The sequence below is a fragment of the Thermaerobacter sp. PB12/4term genome (genome assembly GCF_003403315.2).
GTDB lineage: Bacteria > Bacillota > Sulfobacillia > Thermaerobacterales > Thermaerobacteraceae > Thermaerobacter.
Genome location: NZ_CP048407.1, coordinates 498,521 through 521,085 on the forward strand (window position 1 = coordinate 498,521; position 22,565 = coordinate 521,085).

Annotated in this window: 18 protein-coding genes; 17 read left to right on the top strand and 1 reads right to left on the bottom strand. The window is 73.8% G+C overall.

What is annotated here, in order from left to right; translation table 11 throughout:
• Nucleotides 1–152 precede the first annotated feature (152 nt).
• From modA to menC, 16 genes are all read left to right on the top strand, one after another.
• Nucleotides 153–962, top strand: a complete 810-nt coding sequence (gene modA, locus DYI95_RS02085) for a molybdate ABC transporter substrate-binding protein (RefSeq protein WP_243149800.1) — start codon at nt 153–155, stop codon at nt 960–962.
• Nucleotides 963–1,165: 203 nt separating this feature from the next.
• Entirely contained in the window at nt 1,166–1,900 is a 735-nt protein-coding gene (gene modB / locus DYI95_RS02090) for a molybdate ABC transporter permease subunit (RefSeq protein ID WP_116901046.1), read from the top strand.
• A complete protein-coding gene (locus tag DYI95_RS02095; protein WP_116901045.1) occupies nt 1,897–3,273 on the top strand; it encodes a substrate-binding domain-containing protein in 1,377 nt (458 codons plus the stop codon). The genes modB and DYI95_RS02095 overlap by 4 nt, the downstream gene beginning before the upstream one ends.
• 232 nt (nt 3,274–3,505) lie before the next feature.
• Nucleotides 3,506–4,708: a polysaccharide deacetylase family protein gene (locus tag DYI95_RS12135; protein WP_116901044.1), complete on the top strand. Its 1,203-nt coding sequence runs from the start codon at nt 3,506–3,508 to the stop codon at nt 4,706–4,708.
• A gap of 198 nt (nt 4,709–4,906) precedes the next feature.
• Nucleotides 4,907–5,977 carry an ABC transporter ATP-binding protein gene (locus DYI95_RS12905; protein WP_305849867.1) on the top strand — a complete coding sequence of 357 codons (1,071 nt, stop codon included), beginning with the start codon at nt 4,907–4,909 and terminating at the stop codon, nt 5,975–5,977.
• Between the two features lie 5 nt (nt 5,978–5,982).
• Nucleotides 5,983–6,702, top strand: a complete 720-nt coding sequence (locus DYI95_RS02110) for an ABC transporter permease (protein ID WP_006904372.1) — start codon at nt 5,983–5,985, stop codon at nt 6,700–6,702.
• Nucleotides 6,703–6,891: 189 nt separating this feature from the next.
• The gene (locus DYI95_RS02115) at nt 6,892–8,412 is read left to right on the top strand and encodes a GldG family protein (RefSeq protein WP_116901042.1); all 1,521 of its coding nucleotides are present in this window, start codon (nt 6,892–6,894) and stop codon (nt 8,410–8,412) included.
• Entirely contained in the window at nt 8,409–9,611 is a 1,203-nt protein-coding gene (locus tag DYI95_RS02120; RefSeq protein WP_116901041.1) for a DUF4340 domain-containing protein, read from the top strand. Before DYI95_RS02115 ends, DYI95_RS02120 begins: the two co-directional genes overlap by 4 nt.
• A 286-nt stretch (nt 9,612–9,897) precedes the next feature.
• Nucleotides 9,898–10,509, top strand: a complete 612-nt coding sequence (locus tag DYI95_RS02125; protein ID WP_116901040.1) for a TetR/AcrR family transcriptional regulator — start codon at nt 9,898–9,900, stop codon at nt 10,507–10,509.
• Nucleotides 10,510–10,563: 54 nt separating this feature from the next.
• Nucleotides 10,564–11,370 (top strand): electron transfer flavoprotein subunit beta/FixA family protein, encoded by an 807-nt coding sequence (locus DYI95_RS02130; RefSeq protein WP_116901039.1) that lies wholly within the window; start codon nt 10,564–10,566, stop codon nt 11,368–11,370.
• Between the two features lie 25 nt (nt 11,371–11,395).
• The gene (locus DYI95_RS02135; RefSeq protein ID WP_116901038.1) at nt 11,396–12,352 is read left to right on the top strand and encodes an electron transfer flavoprotein subunit alpha/FixB family protein; all 957 of its coding nucleotides are present in this window, start codon (nt 11,396–11,398) and stop codon (nt 12,350–12,352) included.
• A gap of 100 nt (nt 12,353–12,452) precedes the next feature.
• Nucleotides 12,453–14,588, top strand: a complete 2,136-nt coding sequence (locus DYI95_RS02140) for a (Fe-S)-binding protein (RefSeq protein WP_116901037.1) — start codon at nt 12,453–12,455, stop codon at nt 14,586–14,588.
• Between the two features lie 103 nt (nt 14,589–14,691).
• A complete protein-coding gene (locus DYI95_RS02145; protein WP_116901036.1) occupies nt 14,692–16,536 on the top strand; it encodes a long-chain fatty acid--CoA ligase in 1,845 nt (614 codons plus the stop codon).
• Nucleotides 16,537–16,747: 211 nt separating this feature from the next.
• Entirely contained in the window at nt 16,748–17,527 is a 780-nt protein-coding gene (locus DYI95_RS02150) for an acyl-CoA thioesterase (RefSeq protein WP_243149801.1), read from the top strand.
• A gap of 102 nt (nt 17,528–17,629) precedes the next feature.
• Nucleotides 17,630–18,691, top strand: a complete 1,062-nt coding sequence (locus tag DYI95_RS02155; RefSeq protein ID WP_116901034.1) for a GNAT family N-acetyltransferase — start codon at nt 17,630–17,632, stop codon at nt 18,689–18,691.
• Between the two features lie 143 nt (nt 18,692–18,834).
• Nucleotides 18,835–20,142 carry an o-succinylbenzoate synthase gene (gene menC, locus DYI95_RS02160; protein ID WP_203530679.1) on the top strand — a complete coding sequence of 436 codons (1,308 nt, stop codon included), beginning with the start codon at nt 18,835–18,837 and terminating at the stop codon, nt 20,140–20,142.
• 9 nt (nt 20,143–20,151) lie between these two features.
• On the opposite strand, the gene DYI95_RS02165 is transcribed toward menC, so the two are convergent.
• Nucleotides 20,152–20,676: a PaaI family thioesterase gene (locus DYI95_RS02165; RefSeq protein WP_116901033.1), complete on the bottom strand. Its 525-nt coding sequence runs from the start codon at nt 20,674–20,676 to the stop codon at nt 20,152–20,154.
• Nucleotides 20,677–21,197: 521 nt separating this feature from the next.
• Here DYI95_RS02165 and DYI95_RS02170 point away from each other — a divergent pair.
• Nucleotides 21,198–22,397 carry an ABC transporter substrate-binding protein gene (locus DYI95_RS02170; protein ID WP_116901032.1) on the top strand — a complete coding sequence of 400 codons (1,200 nt, stop codon included), beginning with the start codon at nt 21,198–21,200 and terminating at the stop codon, nt 22,395–22,397.
• The last annotated feature ends 168 nt before the right edge of the window (nt 22,398–22,565 follow it).

Consider the following 22,565-nt stretch of genomic DNA (forward strand, 5'->3'; position numbering starts at 1 on the left):
ACGCCGGACGCCGGCGCTGGCGGCAGGGGGCGAACCTGGGTGCCCGCGTCCTTGCCGGCCTGGTCCTTGTGCTGGTGGCGGCCGGGCTGGGCGGCTGCGGCGGGGGAGGGGTGCCCCGGGACGGGCATGTCGGGCCCGGAGCCGGCGCTGCGGTGCCGGCATCCTCCCGGGAGGAACCGGCCGGCTCCCATGCCAGCCCGCAAGGTGGGCCGCCCGGGCCACCCGCCGGCCCGGGGGACGGCCCGGCCGGCGGCACGGAGATCCTGGTGGCGGCGGCGGCCTCGCTCCAGGAGGTCATGGAGGAAGCGGCCGCCGCCTTCGGCTGGGTTCATCCCGGGATCCGGGTGCGATTCCACTTTGGCTCGTCGGGGGCCCTGGCGGCCCAGGTGGAGGCGGGGGCCCCGGTTGACCTCCTGGTGGCGGCGGGGCGCCCGCCGGTGGACCGCCTGATCCGGGCCGGCCTGGCGGCACCCGGCGACGTGCGGGTGCTGGCGGGCAACCGCCTGGTGCTGGTGGCCCCCGCGGGCCCGGGACCGGCCGGGCCCGGGACACCGGTCCGCAGCTGGGCGGACCTGGCGGGGGACCAGGTCCGCCGGGTGGCGCTGGGCGACCCGGCCCACGTGCCGGCGGGGCAGTACGGCCGGCAGGTGCTGGAACACCTGGGGCTCTGGCCGGCGGTGGCCTCCCGGCTGGTCCTGGATCAGGACGTGCGCCAGGTGCTGCACCATGTGGCCGCCGGAGCCGCCGACGCGGGGATCGTCTACGCGACGGACGCCGCCACGGCCCCGGGGGTTCGGGTGGTCGCCGAAGCACCGCCCGGCAGCCACGATCCTATCGTCTACCCCCTGGTCATCCCGCGCAGCGCCCCCCAGCCCCAGGCGGCCCGGGTCTTCGCGGACTTCCTCCTGGGGCCCGAGGTGCGGGCCATCCTGGACGAACACGGCTTTGCGCCGCCACCCTGAGGCCGGCACGGCCAGGCGGGGCCCCGTGGGGGGCGGGGTTCTCCCCGGGTGATCGTGAGGCCAAGGGTGATGCCGCCGGGCCGGCGAGGTCTGGACCGTGCCTCGGGCCCCAGAGCGCTTGCCTGGCGGCCGGGAAGCAGGGTGCGGAAACGGGCGGGAGCCCGGTGCACCGGAGCACCGGGGTCCGGGGAGGAAGCCGGCGGGTGGTCGACGGCATCCAGGCGCTGCAAGTCTCGCTGCTGGTGGTCACGGCGGCCACCGCCCTGGTGGTGGCCGTGGGGCTCCCCCTGGCCGTCTCCCTGTCCCGGCCGGGCTGGAAAGGCCGGACGCTGGTTGACGTGCTGGTGACCCTGCCCCTGGCCCTGCCGCCCACGGTCCTTGGGTTCTACCTGCTGGAGCTTCTGGGTTACCGGGGGCCGCTGGGCTGGCTCAGCCGGCACCTGCTGGGCAGCACCCTGATCTTCACGCCGGCGGCGGCCGTGCTGGCGGCGGCGGTCCTGGCCCTGCCCCTCTTCGTCCAGCCGGCCCGGGCAGCCCTGGAGGAGATCCCGCCCGAGGTGCGGGAGGCCGCCGCCATCGACGGGGCGGTGGGCTGGGCCCTGATCCGGCACGTGATCCTGCCCCTGGCCTGGCCCGGGGTGGCCACCGGGGTGCTGCTGGCCTTTACCCGCGCCCTGGGCGAGTTCGGCGCCACCCTGATGGTGGCGGGGAACATCCCGGGGCGAACCCAGACCTTGCCCCTGGCCATCTACAGCGCCGTCCAGGCCGGGCGGGACGACCTGGCCGGCCGCTTGGCGCTGCTGCTGACGGCCGTGGCGGCCCTCTCCCTGGGGGCCGGGTACCGCTGGCGGCGGCCCGGAGGGCCGGGGTTTCCCGTTCCGGGAGCGGGAATGGCGGGAAGGCTCTCCGCGCCACCGGGAAGGAGGGCCCGGTCATGAACGGCCGGCGGGACCGGCGGGATCATCCGGACCGGCCTTCCCGCCGGCCCCTTCACCGGCCCGGGGGCCCGCCGGAGCCGGGTGGAGGGTCCCCGGGGCGCCGCGGCCGCGGGGCCCGCCAGGACGCCCGCGGCCGGGCCAGGCCAGGCCGGGAGGGCGTCGCCAGCCGCCTGCGGGAGGCCCGCCGGCGCCTGGGGCTCAGCCAGCAGGAGCTGGCGGTGCGCGCCGGCGTGTCTCGCCAGGCCATCGGCGCCATCGAGGCCGGGCGGATGACCCCCTCGCTGGCCGTGGCCATGCGCCTGGCCCGCGCCCTGGGCTGCCGGGTGGAAGACCTGTTCCACCTCGACGAGCCGGCACCCGAGGTGGTGGTCGAGCTGGCACCGGCCACGGCCCTGGCCCTGGCCACCCCCCGCCAGGACCGGGGTGAGGGGCAGGTCAAGTCCAGGGGCGGCGCCCGGATTCTGGTGGGGCGGGTGGGCGGGCGCTGGGTGGGCCACCTGCTCCAGGGCGACGGCGCCTTCACCCCGGGGCTGGTGCCGGCCGGGGCCCGTCTGCTGGCGCCCGCCCGTGAAGGACCGGCCCCGGGCCCCGGAGCGAGTGGCCGGTGGCGGGCCGCCCTGCTGGAACACCCCGGCGACCTGGCCCGGAGCGTCCTCATCGCCGGCTGCGCTCCCGAGCTCTCCCTGTGGTCCCGCGCCCTGGCGCCGGGCCGGCACGGGGTGACCCTGCACCGCATCCCGGCCAACAGCCGGCAGGCGCTGGAGCTGTTGCGGGCGGGGATGGTCCATGGGGCAGGGGTCCACCTGGCCGGGTCCGCCGGCGAGCCCGACAACCTGCCCCTGATCCGGGCGGTGCTGGAGGGCCTGGAGGCCGTGGTCATCCGGTTGGGGGTGTGGGAGGAGGGCCTGGTGGTGGCGCCGGGCAACCCCCTGGGCCTGCGGGGCGCCGCCGACCTGGCCCGCCCCGGCGTGGTGGTGGTCAACCGGGAGCCGGGGGCCGGGTGCCGGGCGCTGCTGGAGCAGAGCCTGGCGGCCGCCGGGATTCCCCCGGCGGCGGTGGCGGGCTTCGGCCGGCAGGCCGCGGACCATCTGGAGGTGGCCCGGGCCGTGGCCCGGGGCCAGGCCCACGCCGGCGTCACCACCGCCGCCGTGGCGGCCGCCTACGGGCTCGACTTCATCCCCCTCCGGTCCGTGGCCTACGATCTGGTCTTCCTGCGCTCGACCCTGGACGAACCGGCGGTGCAGGCCCTCCTGGGAAGCCTGGGGGACGCCTGGGTGCGCCGCCAGCTGGCCGCTCTGGGCGGTTTCGACACGTCGGCCACGGGCACCGTCACCGCCCGGATCCCACTCATGCTGCAGTCCCCCGGCCCATAGGCTCGGAGTGGGCGGGAAGAGAGGCCGGCCCGGCCCAGGAGGCAGGGCCCGGATCCAGCGCCCCACCGGGCCGGCCGGTCCGGCGAGATGATCCGGCGGGTGGGTCCCGTCTCCGGATCCGGCGACCGGGTTCAGAGGCGGGACCGGCCCGCAGCGGTGGCGACCGGTCCGGGCAGCCGGCCCGCCCGGCGCCGGCCGGACAACCGGCCGGCCATCCAGGGGAGCGTGGCCTATGGCGGCAGGTGGGCGTGGCCGGCGGGGACCCGCAGGGGCCCGGCGGTGGTGGTGGGCGGCGGGGTGGATCCTGCTCATCGCGGCGGCCATGGCGCTGGGAAAGGCGGGCTGGTCCCCTTTCCGGCTGCTGCCGTGGAGCGGCCGCAGCGACGGCTTGCCCGCCCGGGTCGCGCCGGATGTGTGGGTCGGGCCGGTGGCCGTGGGCGGCTGGCCCCGGCAGCAGGTGGAGTCCTGGCTGGCCGGCCTGGCCGGGCAGGTGGCCATGCCGCCTGAGGATGCCCGCCTGGATCCGGCCAACCGGGCGGTCATTCCCGGCGCCGCCGGCCTGGCCCTGGACGTCCCCGCCAGCCTGGAGGCCATTCTGCGGGCGCCCCGGGGCAGCCGGGTCGACCTGGCCTTCCGGGCCCTCCCGCCCCGGCAAGACCTGGACGACTTCCCCGCCGGGCCCGTCTACCACGGCAACCGCCGCAAGCAGGTCGTCACCTTCCTGGTCAACGTGGCCTGGGGCGAGGAGTATCTGCCCGCCATGCTGGATGCCCTTGCCCAGGGCGGCGCCCGGGTGACCTTCTTCCCGGTGGGGCGCTGGGCCGAATCCCATCCCGACCTGGTGGCGGCCATGGCGCGGGGCGGCCACGAGCTGGGCAACCACGGCTACTCCGATGCCCTCGACCTGGAAGGGGCACCCGCCGAGACCGTGCTGGCCGACCTGCGCCGCGGCGCGGAGGCGGTGGCCCGGGCGGCGGGTGTCGACCCGGCGTCCATCCGCTTCTACAGCACCCACCGGGGGGTGCGCACCGCCGCCGTGGAGCAGGCGGCGGCCGCGGCCGGCGTGCGGTTGATCTACTGGAGCCTGGATACGGTGGACTGGATGAAACCGGCTCCCGAGGCCATGGCCCGCCGCATCGTGACCCAGGCCCAGCCCGGCGACCTCATCCTGATGCACCCCACGGCGGTGACGGTCCAGGCCCTGCCCGCCATGGTCCAGGGCCTCCAGCGGCGCGGCCTTGCCATCGTGCCCCTGGGCGAGTTGCTCTCGCCCCTGCCCGCCGGCGAGGCGGATCCCGCCTTCCGCCCCCTGGTGCCCCCGGGACCCGTCTTGGCCGGGCGGTTTGACCCGCCGCCTTTTGGTCCTGACCCGGCCGGTCCCGGCCGCGCGGAAGAAGGACTCCTGTCCGCCCCGCCGGCCCCCTCCCTGCGGTAACCCTGCGGGTCCCCGTCTCGCGGTGAACCCCCGCGGAGCCCTCCCCGGCGAACCGGGGAGCCGGTCCTGCCCGTTAACAAATCCTTTACATTTGGCTCCTGCCGCGCCCCGCGGGGTTGCGGGGGCCAATGCTATACTGTTTCGCGGCAGCCGGGTTGCCCGGAGGGAGTGAGGGTTGCCATGATCGAGGTTTCCCGCGTGAGCAAGCGTTTCGGCGAGCACCGGGCGGTGACGGATTTGACCTTCACCGTCCAGCGGGGCGAGATCGTCGGCTTGCTGGGGCCCAACGGCGCCGGCAAGACGACCACCATGCGCCTCATCACGGGGTACATGCCGCCCAGCGCCGGCACCATCCGGGTGGCCGGGTTCGACACCTGGGAAGAACCCCTGGAAGTCAAGCGGCGGGTAGGCTACTTGCCGGAGAATCCGCCGGTCTACCCCGACATGACGGTGGAGTCCTACCTGCTGTTCGTCGCGGCCCTCAAGGGCGTGCCCCGGCCCCGGCGGCGGGCGGAGGCCCTGGAAGCGGCCGAGCGCACCGGCGTCGCCCACGTGTGGAAGCGCCTCATCGGCAACCTGTCCCGGGGTTACCGGCAGCGGGTCGGCCTGGCCCAGGCCCTGGTGGGCAAGCCCGACGTGCTGATCCTGGACGAGCCCACCGTGGGCCTGGATCCTGCCCAGATCGTGGAGGTGCGCCAGCTGATCCGCGACCTGGCCGGGGAGCACACGGTGATCCTGAGCTCCCACATCCTGCCGGAAGTGCGCCAGACCTGCCAGCGGGTGCTCATCATGAACCGGGGCCGCCTGGTGGCCCAGGACACGCCGGAAGGCCTGACCCGGGCGCTCCAGGGCGGAACGGCCCTGCGGCTGGCCGTCAAGGGACCGGCCGAGGCGGTGGCCCGCCGGTTGCGCGAGCTGGACGGCGTGGAAGCCGTGCGGCTGCTGGAGCCCGACCACCGGGCGGCGGCCCCGGCACCGGCCGGGGCGGGAACCGGGCCGGGTGAGCCGGGGCCGGAACCCGAAGCGGTGGTCCGGCTGGAGGTGACGGCGCGGGGCCGGGACGTGCGCGAGCCGATCTTCTACGCCATGGCCGCTGAGCGCTGGCCCATCCTGGAGATGCGCCCCCTGGAGATGACCCTGGAAGACATCTTCATGCAGCTGGTGACCGACGAACCGGCGCCTTCCGCCCCGGGCGAGCAAGGGAGGGGCGGGGCGGCCGCCGGCGACCGGCGGGGTCGCCGCCCGGCCGCAGGCGCCGCCAGGAGGTGAGGGCCGTGGGCTGGCACGGGCTTCTGGCCCTGTGGCGCAAGGACGTGCTGTCCTTCTGGCTGTCCCCCCTGTGGTGGGTGGTGGCCGCCGTCTTCCTGGCCCTGACGGGCTGGTACTACCTGGCCGTGGTGGCCAGCTTTCAGGCGCCCGACCTGCGCTTTCTGCTCGACCACATGGTGGTGCTGCTGCTGTTCGTGGTGCCCGCGCTGACCATGCGCTCCTGGGCCGAGGAGCAGCAACGGGGCACCGCGGAACTGCTGCTGACCTCGCCCATCACCCTGAACCAGGCGGTGCTGGCCAAGTTTCTGGCCGTGCTGACCCTGCTGACCGTCCTCCTGCTGGTGACGGGGATCTACCCGGCCGTCACCGCCGCCTACGGCGGGGTGGAGTGGCCCATGCTGCTGGTCGGCTATCTGGGTGTGTGGCTGGTGGCCGCCACCTTTGCCGCCGCGGGCGTTCTGGCCTCGACCCTGAGCGACAGCCAGGTGATCGCCGCCGTGGCCGGCTTTGGCATCCTTCTGGCCCTCTACATGCTGGACTGGGCCGCCGGCTCCGTCGGCGGGACCACCGGCGACGTGCTGCGCGCTGCGTCGGTCTGGGAGAACCTGAGCGACTTCATCAACGGGGTGCTGGACACCCGGCGCCTGGTCTATTTCGTCACGCTGATTGCCGGTTTTTTGTTCCTGGCCGTGCGCAACGTGGAGCGGCGCACCTGGGCCGCTTGACGGCGGGTCCTGGGCCGGCCGGCGGCCGCCGGGACGCGCCGGCGGCCGGATCTGCCGCGGGCAGGCCGGGTGCGGCCCGCCCGGCAGGATGCGGAGCGTGGCGCGAAGCGCGGCGGCTTCGCTGCGGAGCAGCATGACGTGCTGCGGAGTACCACGACGTTCATGAGCACTGGCTGAGGAGGACCGCCTATGGCCGAACGGGCCGATGCCCATCGCCGCCGGGTCCTGTGGCGGGGGACGAACACGGCCGTCCTGACGGTGGCCGTCCTGGCCCTTCTGGTGCTGGCCAACGTGTTTGCCGCCCGCTACTCGTGGCGGTACGATGCGACGGCGCAAAAGATCTACTCCCTCTCGCCTTCAACCCACCAGGTCTTGAGCGAGCTCGATCAGGACGTCACCCTCTACGGGTTCCTCCAGTCCGGATCGGCCGAGGGCGACACCCTGCGCCGCATCCTGGAGCTGTACGACCGGAACTCGGACCGGATCCGGCTTGAGGTGGTCGACCCGGAGCGGGAACCCGCCACGGCCCGCCGGTACGAGGTGGACACCTACAACACCGTGGTGGTGGAGTCGGGCGACGACTACCGCAAGATCGACCCGCTCAGCCTGTTCGGTTACGGTGCGGGCGGCGGCCTGGAGATCCGCGCGGAGCAGGCCATCACTCGCGCCCTCCTGGATCTGACGGGCCGCGGCGGCAAGAAGGTGTACTTCCTGACGGGCCACGGCGAGGGCACGCCCGGCGGGGAGCTGGCGACCCTGGGCCGGTTGCTGGAGGGTGAGGCGCTGGCCGTGGAGACCCTCAACCTGGCCCAGAAGGGCGAGGTGCCCGCCGACGCCGCCGTGGTGGCCATCGCCGGTCCCACCCGCGATCTTCTCGAGGAAGAACGCCAGCGCCTGGAGGAGTACGTCCGGCGCGGCGGGCGGCTGCTGGTCCTCTACGGCCCGGTGCCCAACCAGCCGCGCCTGGAGCAGCTGGAACGGCTGCTGGCGACGGTCGGGGTCGACGCCGCGGCGGACGTGGTGGTCGACCCGGAGCGGGCCTTCCTGGGGCAGGATCCCCTATCGCCCATGCCGCTGCTGGGCAGCCATCCCATCGTAGACCCCCTGCAGCGGGGCGACCTGGTGCTGGTCCTTCCCGGCAGCCGCAGCCTGGCGCCCAGGGAGGACACCCAGCTGACCACCACCGAGCTGCTCCACACCAGCGACGCAGCGTGGGGCGAGACGGATCTGCGGGCCCAAGCCGTCCGGCAGGACAGCCAGGACCGGCCCGGCCCGCTGGCGCTGGCCCTGGCGGTGGAAGGCGAGCTGGGCCAGGGGACGGCCGGTACCGGTGGGAACGGGCAAGAGGGCGGCGCCGGCGATCAGGAGGCCGCCTCAGGAACCGCCGGGCAAGGGGCGGCTGCGGAATCGGGGGCTGCGGAGCCGGCCGGCGGCCCGCGCCCGGTGGCGGTGGTGGTCGGCAGTGCCGCCTTCGTCGCCAATGACTACCTGGACCGGGTGCCTGGCAACCGGGACTTCGTGGTCAACGCCGTCAACTGGCTGGTGGGGTCCGAAGAGCGGCTGACCATCCGGCCCAAGGAGCTGGCGTCCACGCCCATCGTCCTGACCCCCGGCGCTGTGGTGGGCATCTTCTACGGCCTGGTGCTGGGCTTCCCGGCCCTGGTGGCGCTGGTGGGGCTCGGCATCTGGTGGAGGAGGCGGCACGCATGAGCCGCCGCAGTCGCCGCCGCGGGCCGGTTCAGCAGGGCTTCCTGGGGCTGTTCCTGCTGGTGGTGGCGGCCGGCCTGGCGGTGTACGCCTGGGCCACCCGGGACCGGCAGCCCGGCGACGGGGAGGCCGGTGAGGGCGAGACGGCCGTCGTGTGGGAGGCCGGCGATGCCGCGGTGCGCGAGGTGGTGATCGAGGGCGAGGACGGCCGGATCGTCCTGCGTCCGGGCCCGCCGCCGGAGCTGGTGGTGTCGCCCGACCGGCCCTTTGCTGGCCAGGGGCCGGTGGCCGCGGATACCATCGACGGCCTGTTGTCCAGTCGCCGCTGGTGGATCCACCAGCCGGGCCCGTACCCCGTGGCCGACGAATACGCTACCACCATTGCCGACAGCCTGCGCCGGCTGGTGGCCCAGCGGGTGGTGGCCGAGGACGTCTCCGAAGGCGAGCTGGCCCAGTACGGCCTGGACCGGCCGGCCACCCGGGTCACGGTCCGCTTTGCCGGCCAGGCCGAGACCCGCGTGCTGGAGCTGGGGGCCCGGAGCCCCCTGACGGGCGGCGGCACCTACGCGCGCCTTGAGGGCGGCCGCCAGGTGTACCTCATCGCCCCGGGGGTAGCGGACACCCTGCAGCTGCCCCCCAGCCAGCTGCGGGAAACCATGTTCCTCCCCTTCAACGACGAGCGGGTCCGGCGGGTGGAAGTCGACTGGAACGGGCGGCGGCTGGTGTTCGTGCGCGAGGAAGGGGGCACCAGCTGGTCGATGGAGCGGGACGGCCGGGCGGTGGGCAAGCAGGACGGCAGCCAGCTGTCGGAGCTCTGGTTTGCCCTGCACCAGTGGCGCGCGGCCGGCTTCGCCGGCGACCAGGGGGACGAACCCGCCGCCCAGCGGCGGTACGGCCTGGCGGAGCCCTACGGCCGGATTCGCCTGGAGTTCCAGCCGGCGCCGGGGCAGCAGGCGGCACCGTGGCTGGAGATCCGGGTGGGCGCCCCGGCGGAGGAAGGCGGCCGCTTCGTGATGACCAGCGAGGGGCCGTGGGTGTACCGGCTGGACCCCGACGACCTGTCCTACCTGGAAGATCAGGTGCTGCCTGCCCTGGAGAAGCCGGTGGAAGAGGGCAAGGCCAGCGGCCAGGAAGACGGCCAGGCGGGCCAGGATGCGCAGGAGGACCAGGCCGGGCAGGGGCAGGGGGCTGGAAGCGACTAGCGGCACCCCAAGGATCCCCCAGGGCGGCCCGCCGCGGCCGGGGAGGAAACGGGCCGGGCGCGCCGAATCCCTGTAACACCCGCCGCACAGGGCGGGCGTCCGGATGGCAGGCGGGCGGCCCGCGGGCCGCGTTCGTCCTGAGCCCGTCCGCGCCGCCCTTTTTTATGCCCCCGCCCCGACCGAACGGTCGGTCGGGGCGCCCGCCGGGAGGGGGCCTGGGGCCACCGCTGCGGGCGGGCTGAAGCCCCGCTGCGGCGCGGGACGGGGCAGCGCAGGAGGCGACGGCATGGCCAGCCGGGAGCAGGAGATCCTGGACGCGGCGCGCAAGTTGTTCCGCCAGAAGGGCTACTACGCCACCACCATGCAGGACATCGCCGAGGCGGTGGGCCTGCAGAAGGCGTCCCTCTACCACTACATCCGCAGCAAGGAGGCGCTCCTGCTGCAGATCGCCGGCGAGACCATGCGGCTCTTCCACGCCGAGCTGGACCGCATCGAGGCGGCGGGGGGCAGCGTTGCCCAGCAGCTGGCGGCGGCGATCCGCGCCCACGTCAGGGTGGTGGCCGAGCACCAGGAGACGCTGACGGTGCTGTTCCGCGAGTCCCACGCCCTGCCGCCCGAGCACGCGGAGAAGGTCCGCGGCGAGACGGGCCGGTACACGCGGCGGCTCACGGAGCTCATCGCGCGCGGGGTGGCCGCCGGCGAGCTGCGGCCGGTCGACCCCGGCGCGGCCTGCCTGGCGATCCTCGGTGCTTGCAACTGGATGTACCGGTGGTACAGCGCCGACGGCCGGCTGACGCCGCGGCAGATCGGCGACCAGTTCGTTGAGGTGATCCTGCACGGCCTGCTGGCGCCGGACGGGGCGGGGCGCGAGGCCCGGACGCCCGGCCGGTCGCCCTGAGGCGGGCCGTGGCCGAAACCCTTTGACAACCCCAGGGAAAGGTGGGGAAGCCGGATGGGTTGGAACGTGGTGGTGCTGCTCAAGCCCATCCTCGACCCGGAGCTGCCGGCGCGGAAGTTCCGGGTGGCGGCCGACGGGCGCCGTCCCGAGCGGGGCGACGCGCCGGTGGTGATCAACCCCTTTGACCAGAATGCCCTGGAGCTGGCGCTGCAGCTCAAGGACAAGGGCGCGGCGGACTCGGTGACGGTGATCAGCGCCGGCGGCGCCGAGGCCACCGACGGGCTGCGCAAGGCCCTGGCCCTCAAGGCGGACCGGGCCGTGCGGGTCGACCTGGGCGGCCTCGACCTGCCCGACGCGGCCACCACCGCGCGGGTGCTGGCGGCGGCGGTGCGCCAGGCGGGCTCGGTGGACCTGGTCCTGGCCGGGCGCCAGGCGGGCGACTGGGACCAGGGCCAGGTGGGGTATTTGCTGGCGGAGGAACTGGGCTGGCCCTGCGCCGCCCTGGTCCAGCAGGTGGAACCGGCCGGCGGCGGCCTGCGGCTGGTGCGGGAGGCACCGGGAGGGCGCGAGGTGCTGGAAGCCTCCCTACCCCTGGTGGTGACGGTGACCAACGACGACAGCAACGTCCTGCGCCTGCCCAAGGTGCGCGACGTGATGATGGCCAACCGCAAGCCCATCGACCAGTGGACCCTGGCCGATCTGGGGCTGGACCAGGGGGCCCTGGCCGGCGAGGCGGCCAGCGAGGTGCTGGCGCTGCGCATCCCGGAGCGCAAGACCGAGTGCGAGATGATCCAGGGCGACGATCCGGCGGAGGTGGCCGCGACCCTGGTGCGGCGGCTGCGGGAACTGAAGGTGCTCTGAACCGCCCTTGGGAGGAGGACATGCCATGATCCTGGTGGTCCAGTGGAACGGAAAGGGCCTGACCCAGGGGACCGCCGAGCTCCTGGGTGGCGCCCGGCAGCTGGCCGGCGACGGTCCCGTGGCCGTGGCCGTGCTGGGACCCGGCGCCCGCGAGGCGGCGGCGGAGGCCGGCGCCTACGGTGCCCGGGCCTACGCCGCCGACGGGGACCTGGAGAGCTACGGCGGCGAGGCGTACGTGGCGACCCTGGCGGCGGCCTGCCAGAGCCTCCAGCCCCAGGTGGTCCTGTTGCCGGCTGACCCCCGCGGCCGGGAGGTGGCTCCGCGGCTGGCGGCCCGGCTGGGGGGTGCTGCGGTGACCGACGTGATCGAGGCCCGGCGGGACGGGGACCGCATCGTGTGGTCGCGGCCGGTGTTCGGTGGCAAGGCCGTGGCCGACGTGGTGCTGAAGAAGTCGCCCCAGGTGGCCACGGTGCGGCCGGGGTCCTTCCCGGCGGCGGAAAAGGCCGGTTCGTCCCCGGCGGAGGTGGAGGAGCTGCCCCTCACCGGCACCGACCGGCCGCTGCGCCGGGTGGAGGTGCGGGCCGCCGACGAAGGCGGCGTGCGCCTGGAGGAAGCCCGGGTCATCGTCTCGGGCGGGCGCGGCCTGGGCGGTCCCGAACCCTTCAAGGATCTGGAGGAACTGGCCCGGCTGCTGGGCGGCGCGGTGGGCGCCTCCCTGGCGGCGGTGGACGAGGGCTGGGCGCCGCCGGAGCGGCAGGTGGGCCAGACCGGCAAGATCGTGGCGCCGGACCTTTACATCGCCATCGGCATCTCCGGCGCCAGCCAGCACCTGGCCGGCATCGCCGGCGCCAAGACCGTGGTGGCCATCAACAAGGATCCCGAGGCGCCGATCTTTGAGGTGGCGCGCCTGGGGGTGCCGATGGAGTATCAGAAGGTTCTGCCGCACCTGATCGAGGAAGTGCGCAAGCTCAAGGCCGGTTGATGCCGGCCCGGATCCCGGTGCCCGGGCGGCGCTACCGCCGCCCGGGGCCGGACCGCCTCCCGGCTTGCGGGTGGCGGCAAGGAGCGAGGGGGGAAGGAGCATGCCGGAGGCGATGCCTGCCGTCGCCGAGGCGACCCGCCAGGTCCAGTGGAACGTTCCCCACAGCTTCGTGTGGGTCATGTACATCAGCATGACCGTGGCCCTGGCGGTGATGGCCTACGGTGCCTGGCAGCGGGTGCGCACCTGGATGGCGGGCAAGCCCGAGGTGCGGTGGGATCGCCCCGGGCAGCGCCTGCGCCGCGTCCTGATCCACGGGCTGGGCCAGGGGCGGCTGCTCAAGGAGCGGCTGCCGGGCATTGCCCACGCGCTGCTGTTTTTCGCCTTCATCGTGCTGTTCATCGGCACCCTGGTGGTGATGATCCACCACGACCTGGGCATCCCCATCCTGCGGGGCCGGTTCTATCTCTACTTCCACAGCCTGACCCTGGACGTGTTCGGCGCCCTGGCCACGGTGGGCCTGGCCGTGTTCTTCTGGCGGCGGTACGTGATGCGGCCGGGCCAGCTGGAGAAGGGCAAGCGGGCCGACTTCCTGCTGCTCCTGGGGCTTCTCGTCATCATGGTGACCGGGTTCGTCCTGGAGGGGATCCGGCTGGTGGTGACGGCCGATCCCTGGGCCCTCTGGTCACCCTTCGGCTACCTGACGGGCCTGGCCCTGGCGGCCCTCCTGCCGGCGGAGGGCGCCCTGCGGGCGGTCCATGCCGGGACCTGGCTGCTGCACATGCTGACCTGGCACGCCTGGCTGGCTGCGCTTCCGTACAGTAAGGCCTTCCACCTGGTGACGGGGCCGCTGAACATCTTCTTCAGCAACCTGGACGCCAAGGGCGAGCCCAAGCCCATGGACCTGGAGGACGAGACGGCCAGCCTGGGGGCCCGGACGGCGCTGGACCTGACCTGGAAGCAGCTGCTGGACCTGGACGCCTGCACCGAGTGCGGCCGCTGCGAAGCCGCCTGCCCCGCCTTTGCCGAAGGCAAGCCCCTGTCGCCCAAGCGGGTGATCCTGGACCTGCGCGATCACGTACGGGCCTACCGGGACGATTTGCTGCGTGCCAAGGCGGCCCAGCTGGCCGGCGATCAGGAGACCTATGACAGCATCGTCGAGCACCTGCCGATCCTGGCGGGCGGCGTGATCAAGGAAGAGACCCTGTGGGCCTGCACCACCTGCCGCGCCTGCGAGCAGGCGTGCCCGGTCTTCATCGAGCACGTGCCCACCATCCTGGAGATGCGCCGTTACCTGGCCATGGAGAAGGCGGAGATGCCCGAGACCCTGGCCAGCGCCATGGAGAGCCTGGAGACGCGCCAGCACCCCTACCGGGGTGCCACCGCCGACCGTACCGACTGGTACAAGGACCTGCCGGTCAAGACCATGGCGGAGCTGGACGACCCCGAGGACATCGAGTACCTCTACTGGGTCGGCTGCGCCGGCGCGTTCGACGAGCGGGTGCAGAAGGTGGCCCGGGCCCTGGCCCGGGTGATGGACCGGGCCGGCATCAAGTTCGCCGTCCTGGGTCCGGAAGAACAGTGCACCGGCGACCCCGCCCGGCGCAGCGGCAACGAGTACCACTACGAGATGCTGGCCCGGGCCAACGTCGAGACCCTGAACGGCTACAAGGTCAAGCGCATCGTCACCCACTGCCCCCACTGCCTCCAGCAGCTCAAGCACGAGTACAAGCGCTTCGGCGGCCACTATGAGGTGATCCACCACAGCGAGCTGGTGTTCAAGCTGATGGAGGAGGGCAAGCTGGAGCTGGCCCGCGAGCTGCACCGCTCGCTGCAGGTCACCTATCACGACCCCTGCTACCTCGGGCGCTACAACGACGTCTACGACGCGCCCCGCCAGGTGCTGGACGGCCTGGGAGCCCAGCGGCTGGAGATGCGGCGGTCGCGGGAGCGCAGCTTCTGCTGCGGGGCGGGCGGCGCCCACATGTGGTACGAGGACAAGTCCGGCGGCAAGATCAACCGCAACCGGGCGGAGGAGGCCGTGGGCACCGGAGCGGATGTGGTGGTCACCGGCTGCCCCTTCTGCCTGGCGATGATGGAGACGGGCGTCAAGGCCGTGGCCGGCGCGGAAGAACGCGGCGTGCGCGTGCGGGACTTCGTCGAGCTGGTGGACGAAGCGCTGGCCGATCCCGCCGGTGCCGCCGCAGGAGGAGAGGCCCGGCAGGCTGCGGGCGATTAGCCTTAGCCGGTCCGGCCGGCGGCCCGGCCGGTCGCTCTGCAGGTGCGTGCAACGCCCCCGGCCAGGAGAAGCGGAGAGGCTGGGGGCCAGGGAGGGGAGTACCGTGGCGGAATCCCTGGCGGGAACGGGGACCCCGGCGGGACAAGCCCAGGCGGGGGAGTTCCCCTGGCTGCGTTTCTATCCTGAGGGGGTGCGGCATCGCCTGGACTATCCCCCGATGCCGCTCTACGGCTTGCTGGACAGGGCGGCGCGGGAACGGCCCGAACATCCGGCCGTGATCTTCTTCAACCGGACCCTGACCTACGCCCAGCTCAACCACGCCGCCGACCGCTTCGCCCGGGCCCTGGTGCGGCGGGGGGTCCGGCCCGGCGACCGGGTGGCCATCATGCTGCCCAACTGCCCCCAGTTCGTCATCGCCTACTACGGCGTCCTCAAGGCGGGCGGCGTGGTGGTCAACCACAATCCGCTCTACACCGCGCCGGAGCTGGAGTTCCAGCTCAACGACTCGGGCTGCCGGGTGCTGGTGGCGCTGGACATGACTTATCCCACGGTGCGGGAGGTCCGGCCGCGGACCCGCCTGGAGACGGTGATCCTGACCCGGGTCAACGAGTACATGCCCGCCCTGCTCCGCCTGCTCTACCCGCTCAAGGCCCGGCGTGACGGCACCTGGCCGGCGATCGGCGAAAACGATGACGTCCTCTGGTTCCAGGACCTGCTGCGCGAGGCTGGCGAGGCCGGCGGCGGGGCGCCCCCGGTGCCGGTGTCCGTGCCGCCCGATCAGGTGGCCCTGCTGCAGTACACCGGCGGCACCACGGGGCGGCCCAAGGCCGCCATGCTCACCCACCGGAACCTGCTGGCCAACGCCCTGCAGACGGCGGAGTGGGTGCTGCAGGGCAAGGTGGACGACGGGCCCCGCCACCGCATCATGGGGGTCATCCCCTTCTTCCACGTCTACGGCATGACCACGGTGATGAACCTGGCCATCGCTATCCAGGGCACCATGATCCTGCTGCCTCGCTTCAACGCGGGCGAGGTGCTGAAGGCCATCGCCCGCTACCGGCCCACCATGTTCCCCGGCGTGCCGACCATGTACGTGGCCATCCTGAACCACCCCGACTTGCGCCGGTACGACTTCTCGTCCATCGAGTCGTGCGTCAGCGGCGCCGCCCCCCTGCCGCTGGAGGTCCAGGAGCAGTTCGAGCGGCTCTCCGGCGGCTCGCTGGTGGAGGGCTACGGGCTGACGGAGGCCTCGCCGGTCACCCACGTCAACCCCACGGGCCCCGGCAAGCGCAACGGCACCATCGGCATTCCGCTGCCCGACACCGAGGCCCGCATCGTGGACATCGAAACGGGGACCCGGGTGCTGGGACCGGGCGAGGAGGGCGAGCTCGTCATCCGCGGCCCCCAGGTGATGAAGGGGTACTGGAACCGGCCCGAGGAGACCGAGCGCACCCTGCGGGACGGCTGGCTCTACACCGGCGACATCGCCACCATGGACGAGGACGGCTTCTTCCGGATCGTGGACCGGAAGAAGGAGATGATCATCACCGGCGGCTACAACGTCTACCCCCGCGAGGTGGAGGAGGTCCTCTACCAGCACCCCAAGGTGCTGGAGGCCGCCGTGGTCGGCGTGCCCGATCCCTACCGGGGCGAGATGGTCAAGGCCTACGTGGTCCTCAAGCCGGGGGAGACGGCCACGGAGCAGGAGATCATCGAGTTCTGCCGCCAGCGCCTGGCCAAGTACAAGGCGCCGCGGGCCGTGGAGTTCCGCAGCGAGCTGCCCAAGAGCCTCATCGGCAAGGTCCTCCGCCGGGTCCTGGCCGAGGAGGAGCGGAAGCGGGCACCGGCGGCGGGCGAGCAGGCGACCCCGTCCAGGGAAGCACCGGCCGGGCCGCAGGCCGGGGTGGCGGGGGATGGGGAGGAACCCGGCGACCCGCAGTCCCGCTAGGCCCGAGCCCGGCCGGGCAGGGAGGCGCCCCGGCGGTGCAGCTGGGCGTTACGTCGCACTGGGCGCAAAGAAGATCGCTGCCGCCCGCCGGTGGCCGGGACCGGGGCAGGTCGTGGGATCGCGGCAAGGCCGTGGTATCATGGGCAACGAGAGCCAGGACCGTGGGGGAGGGGCCGGCCGACCGGCCCCTCCCGCGCAGCGGGGTGAGCCCATGAACGGCCAGCAGCCGCAGGATCCCGCAACAGGCCAGACCCGGGAAGCCGGCCTGCCGGGGGCGCACCCGGCCGGGGAGCCCGGCCAGCCGGAGCCCGCCGCCGAGAACCCCCCGGCGGCCCCCGATCCGGATCCCGTGCCACCGGCGCGGCCCGCCCGGGAATCCCGGGTGGAAATGACCGAACTGGTCCTGCCCAACGATGCGAACCCCCTCGGCAACATCCTGGGCGGGAAGGTCATGCACCTCATGGACATCGCCGGGGCGCTGGCGGCGGCGCGCCACTCGCGGCGGATCTGCGTCACCGCCTCGGTCGACCGCATCGACTTCCTGCACCCCATCCGCGTGGGCGAGGCGATCCTGCTGGAGGCCCAGGTGACGGACGCCGGCCGTACCTCCATGGAAGTGCGGGTGAACGTCTACAGCGAGAACCTGCGCACCGGCCAGCGGCGGCACACGGCGACGGCCTTTTTCACCTTCGTGGCCCTGGACGACAGCGGCCGCCCGGCCCCCGTGCCCGCCGTCATCGCCGAGACGCCCGACGAGCAGCGCCTGCAGGCGGAGGCTCGGCTCCGGCGGCAGGAGCGCCTGGCCCGGGCAGGCCGGGCGGGAACCGGCCTGCCGGAGGCGGCCGGAGAGGGGCCGGCCGGCACCGTGCCGGCCGGCGGGACCCGGCCCGGCCCGTCAGCCGGTGGATTCCCGGCGGGCGGGACACCGTCCGGCGGCCTGCCCGCCGGGACGGCACCACGCCCGGATCCGGCCGGGGGCGCGATCCCGTAGCCGTCCCGGGCCCGCTCCGGGGACCGGCTCAGGGCCGGCCGCCCGGCGCCGGCGGAATTCCCGGTCACGGGAGAAGCGGTCAGCGGAGAAGGGGGGAGAGCCTTGCAACTGGTCATCCGGCCCCTGGAGCGGCATGCCGAGCTGGCCCAGGCCGAAGCCCTGCAGCAGGCGGTGTGGGGCGGGCCGCCTCTGGTGCCGTCGGCCACCATGCGGGCGGTGCTGGAAGTGGGCGGGTCCGTCCTGGGGGCCTGGTTGGGCGGTGAGCTGGCCGGCTTCTGCTTCGGCTTCCCGGGGTGGCGCCAGCGGCAGCCCGTGCCTCCCGGCCTGGAGGAACCGGCCGGCGGCGCTGTCGCGGCGGCCGGGCCGCCGGACGGGCCGCCGCCCGTTCCGGGCGAGCCGGGCCGGCGGGAGCCGGTCTTCCATTCGGACTTGCTGGCCGTGCGGCCCGAGCTGCGGGACCGGGGCATCGGCCGCCGGCTGAAGCTGGCCCAGCGGGAGTGGGCGCTCCGGCAGGGGCTGCACCTGATCACCTGGACCTACGACCCCCTGCAGGCCCGTAACGGCTACCTCAACCTGACCCGCCTGGGCGGCGTGGCCCGCCGCTACGTGCGGGAGTTCTACGGGGTGCTGGACGACGAGCTGAACCGCGGCTTGCCGGCCGACCGGGTGGTCATCGAGTGGTACCTGACCAGCCGCCGGGTGGCCCGGCGGGCCGGGGCCGGCGAGGGCCCGGGGGACTCGGGGCGGGCGGGCCTGGCGGCCCCTGCCGGCGCAGCAGGCCCGGGGGCCGGCGCGGAGACGGCGGCCGTCGGGGACGTCCCAGGCTCCGCTCCGGAGGGTTCCCGGGTGCCGGGGCAGGTCCCGGGGCAGCCGGCGCCGGGGCCGGCGGAGCGGCCCGTGCTCAACCGGGTGCGGGACGATCGGGGGCTCCCCGTGCCCCTGGACTGGCAGGTGCCCGGTGGTGAACCCGAGGTGGCCGTGCTGATCCCGGCCCGCTTCGCCGAGTGGCGGCAGAACCGGCCGCAGTGGGGCCTGGAGTGGCGGTTCCACCTGCGCCACGTGCTGGAGGCGGCGCTGGGGGCGGGTTACCTGCTGGACCGGTGCCTGCCCGGGCCCGGTGGGTCCACCGTGACGTACGTGCTGGCGCGGCGGGCCTCCCCCTGACCCGCCTTTCCCTTCCGCACCGCCCAATCCATGCGACCGGCGCGGCCCTGGGGCCTTTCGCCAGGGGGCAGGGGCCGGCGGGAAGGATCCCGGACCCGCCAGGACCGGGCTCCGGGCCGGCGCCGGGGAGAGGAGGAACCGCCGTGGAGCAGCGGGACAGGGTGGAACGGGACGAGTGGCAGGAGGCGGCAGCGGAAGCCGGGGCCGCGGCGACTGCCGCGCAGCGGGATGCGGTGGCACCGGCGGCGGGATCAGAAGGTCCGGGCGTTCTGGACTTTCCCCCCATGCCTGCCGAGCCGGAGGCGGAGGCCGTGCCGCTGACCATCACCGGCGTCCAGCTCTTCTGGCTGCGTATGCCCCTGGTGGCGCCCTTCGAGACCAGCTACGGCCGGGTCGACCGGCGGGAGTGCCTGCTGGTGCGGCTGGAGGCCCGCCATCCGGAGGCGGGGGTGGTGGAGGGCTGGGGCGAGGTGGTGGCCGACGCCGACCCGGGCTACAGCTACGAGACCACGGGCACGGCCTGGCACGTCCTCACCGAGTTCATCCTGCCCGCCCTGCCCGGCCGCACCTTCGCGACGCCCGGCCAGTGGCGGGCCGCGTGCGAGTGGGTGCGCGGCCATCCCATGGCCAAGGCCGGGGTGGAGATGGCCCTGCTGGACGCCCGCTCCCGGGCCCGGGGCGTGCCGCTGTGGCAGGAATACGGCGGTGACCCGGCCCGCCGGCGGATTCCCGTGGGGGTCAGCGTGGGCATCCAGCCCAGCCTGGATGCCTTGCTGGCCACGGTGGAGCGGTTCCTGGAGCAGGGCTACCGGCGCATCAAGATCAAGATCAAGCCCGGCTATGAGGTCGAACCGGTCCGGGCCTTGCGGCAGCGGTTCGGCAGCATCCCCCTGATGGTCGACGCCAACGCCGCCTACACCCTGGCCGATGCCGGCCGGCTCCGGGCCCTCGACGACTACGGCCTGATGATGATCGAACAGCCCCTGCACGAGGACGACCTGCTGGACCACGCCGCCCTGCAGCGCCAGCTGGCCACGCCGGTGTGCCTGGACGAGTCCGTCAAGCACGTCCACGGCGCCCGGGAGGCCCTGGCCCTGGGCAGCGGCCGGATCATCAACATCAAGCAGGGCCGGGTCGGAGGGCCGATCGACGCCCGGCGGATCCACGACCTCTGCCGCCGCTACGGCATCCCGGTGTGGTGCGGGGGGATGCTGGAGACCGGCGTGGGCCGCGCCCACAACATCGCCCTGACCACCCTGCCCGGCTTCACACTGCCCGGCGACACGTCGGGAAGCGACCGGTACTACCACGAGGACGTCATCGACCCGGCGGTGCGGGTGGGGCCCGACGGTACGGTGGAGGTGCCCCAGGAGCCCGGCCTGGGGTACCGGGTGGTGCCGGAACGGGTCGAGAAGTACACCCTCCGGCACCGCTCCTGGCACGCTTCCTGACCGGACGGGTCAATCCGGCCGGTTCCCGGCGGCCGGCTGGCCCGGGGTCATGGCCGGTGGGGCCAGCACCGCCACCACCTGGCCCCGGGCGCAAAGGGTCGCGCCGGCGTACAGCTCGCTCTCCACCACGGCCTTGCGCTGGCCCAGCTCCACCACCCGGCCGCGCACCGTCAGGGGAACCCCCAGGGGCGTCGGCCGCAGGTAGTCGACCTTGAGCGACGCGGTGACACAGCGCGGCACCGGCTCGGGATCGCCCAGCCGGTGGCCGTCCCGGCGATAGAGGGCCAGCGAGGCCGTGGCCATGCTGTGGCAGTCGATCAGGGAGGCGATCAGCCCGCCGTAGACGAACCCGGGCACCGCCATGTGTTCCGGGCGGGGTTCGAACACCGTGACGGTTTCGTCGCCGTCGGGATAGGTCTTCAGGTGCAGGCCCGCAGGGTTGTGCCGGCCGCAGCCGTAGCACCAGGCGAAGTCGTCCGGGTAGCGGTCCTGCACGGCCGGCCCGCGGCGGGCGGGGCCTGCATCCGGCTCCATCGGCACCGTCGCTCCAGCTCCTTCCTGTCCCCCAGGCCGGGGCAAGTTCCTCGACCCGCCGGCTCCGGCCGCGGATCGGGAGGGCTGGCTTCCTTTCTCAGGTTTAACGCTTCCCGGCGGGTGGAACGGCCCGGCGGGGGAGCGTCCCGGTGGGACAGCGCTCCGGTGGCGCTGCGTCCCTCACGCCGCCCCGCCTCGCCCCATCCTGCCCGGCTTCCCTGAAGCTTGCGGCCTACGCCCTGACGGCCGCCACCGGTGCTTTTCCCCCCGTGCCGCCGCCTTCCCTGCCGCCTCTCGCCTGCCCGACCGGGCGGGCGGCACCGCAGGCCTCCGCCCAGGCTGGGGGAGGTGGCCCGCGAGTCCCCCTGCCTCCGGATCCCCCACCGTCCTTGGGGCCCGTGACGGACGGGCCCGCCGCTGCACACCCGCCCATGGCCACGGCATATCGTGGGGTAGTCGTCACGGCCAGTGCGTCAGGTTTCCTGACGCCGGCCGGCGGCAATCCCTGCGGGGGGTCCAGTATGGGAGGAAGAAGCTGGAAGAGCAGGCAGTGGGGCCGCTTACTTCCCGCCCTGGTGGTGCTGCTGGCAGCGGCGCTGCTGCTGGCCGCCTGCGGCGCCGGTGGGGGCACGGGAAGCGGGACCCCGTCCGGCACGCCGGCCGGTGGAGCGGCCGGCGGCAGCGGGGGCGGGGACGGGGGCGGAGGGGCGGCCGCCGGCGACTGCAGCCAGCGGCCCGGCCTGGCCGGCGTCCCGCCGCTGCCCCAGGAGGTCACCGTCAAGATCGCGGAGGATGGGGCCCCGTCGGGGGCGGGCTTCTACATCGCCACCGAGAAGGGGTACTTCCGCGACCTTTGCATCAAGCCCGAGTTCGTCACCTTCGAGTCCAGCGCCTACATGCTGCCTGCCCTGGCGGCCGACCAGGTGCAGGTGGCCGGCGGGGTGCTGAGCGTCGGCCTCTGGAACGCCATCCAGAGCGGCCTTGACCTGCGGCTTATCGCCACCAAGGGCGAGAACATCCCCGGGCGTTCCTACTTCAACCTGACGGTGGCGGCCGGCAAGGCCGGCGAGATCAAGGACTACACCGACCTCAAGGGCAAGCGCATCGCCATCACCGCCGAGGCGTCGCTGGACGAACAGTTCGTCGATCTGGCCCTCCGGCACGCGGGCCTGACCCGGGACGACGTGGAGTACGTGATCATCAAGTCCTTCGGCGACATGAACGCCGCCCTGGCCAACGGGGCCGTCGACGTGGCGATGCACATCGAGCCCCTGATCACCCAGGCGGAAGAACAAGGCATCCTCAAGCGCTTCGGCGATGCGGCCCGGGACTACGCCCCCGGCTTCCAGATCGCCGAGGTGCTGGCCAGCCCCCAGTTCGTCGCCGACAAGGAACTGTCCCAGCGCTTCATGCTGGCGTACGTCAAGGCGCTGCGGGACTACAACGACGCCTTCGTCAAGCGGGATGAGGCCAAGATGGCCGAGATCATCCCCATCATGACCAAGTACACCGCCCTGAAGGACCCGGAGCTGTGGAAGAAGGTCTACGTCCCGGGGTTGAACCCCGATGGGCGGCTGAACGTGGAAAGCCTGCAGGCCCAGCTGGACTGGTACCGGGAGCGGGGCTACTTCACCGGGCAGATCAACCTGAACAAGGTGGTGGACCAGTCCCTAGTGGAGTATGCGGTCCAGGTCCTTGGTCCGTACGGCGGGGGTCAATAGGGAAGGCGGGGCCTCCCTGAGGGGCTGCCGGTGAACTTGGGGGCGGTCGCAAGCGGCTGGGGGGTGTCCGGGTCCCACTCCCGCGGCCCGGCGACCGCTCCCTTTCCCGGCCACCGTTCGCCCTCCCTCCGGGGCGGGCCCGGAGGCGGGTAGCCGGGAGTCTGGTCA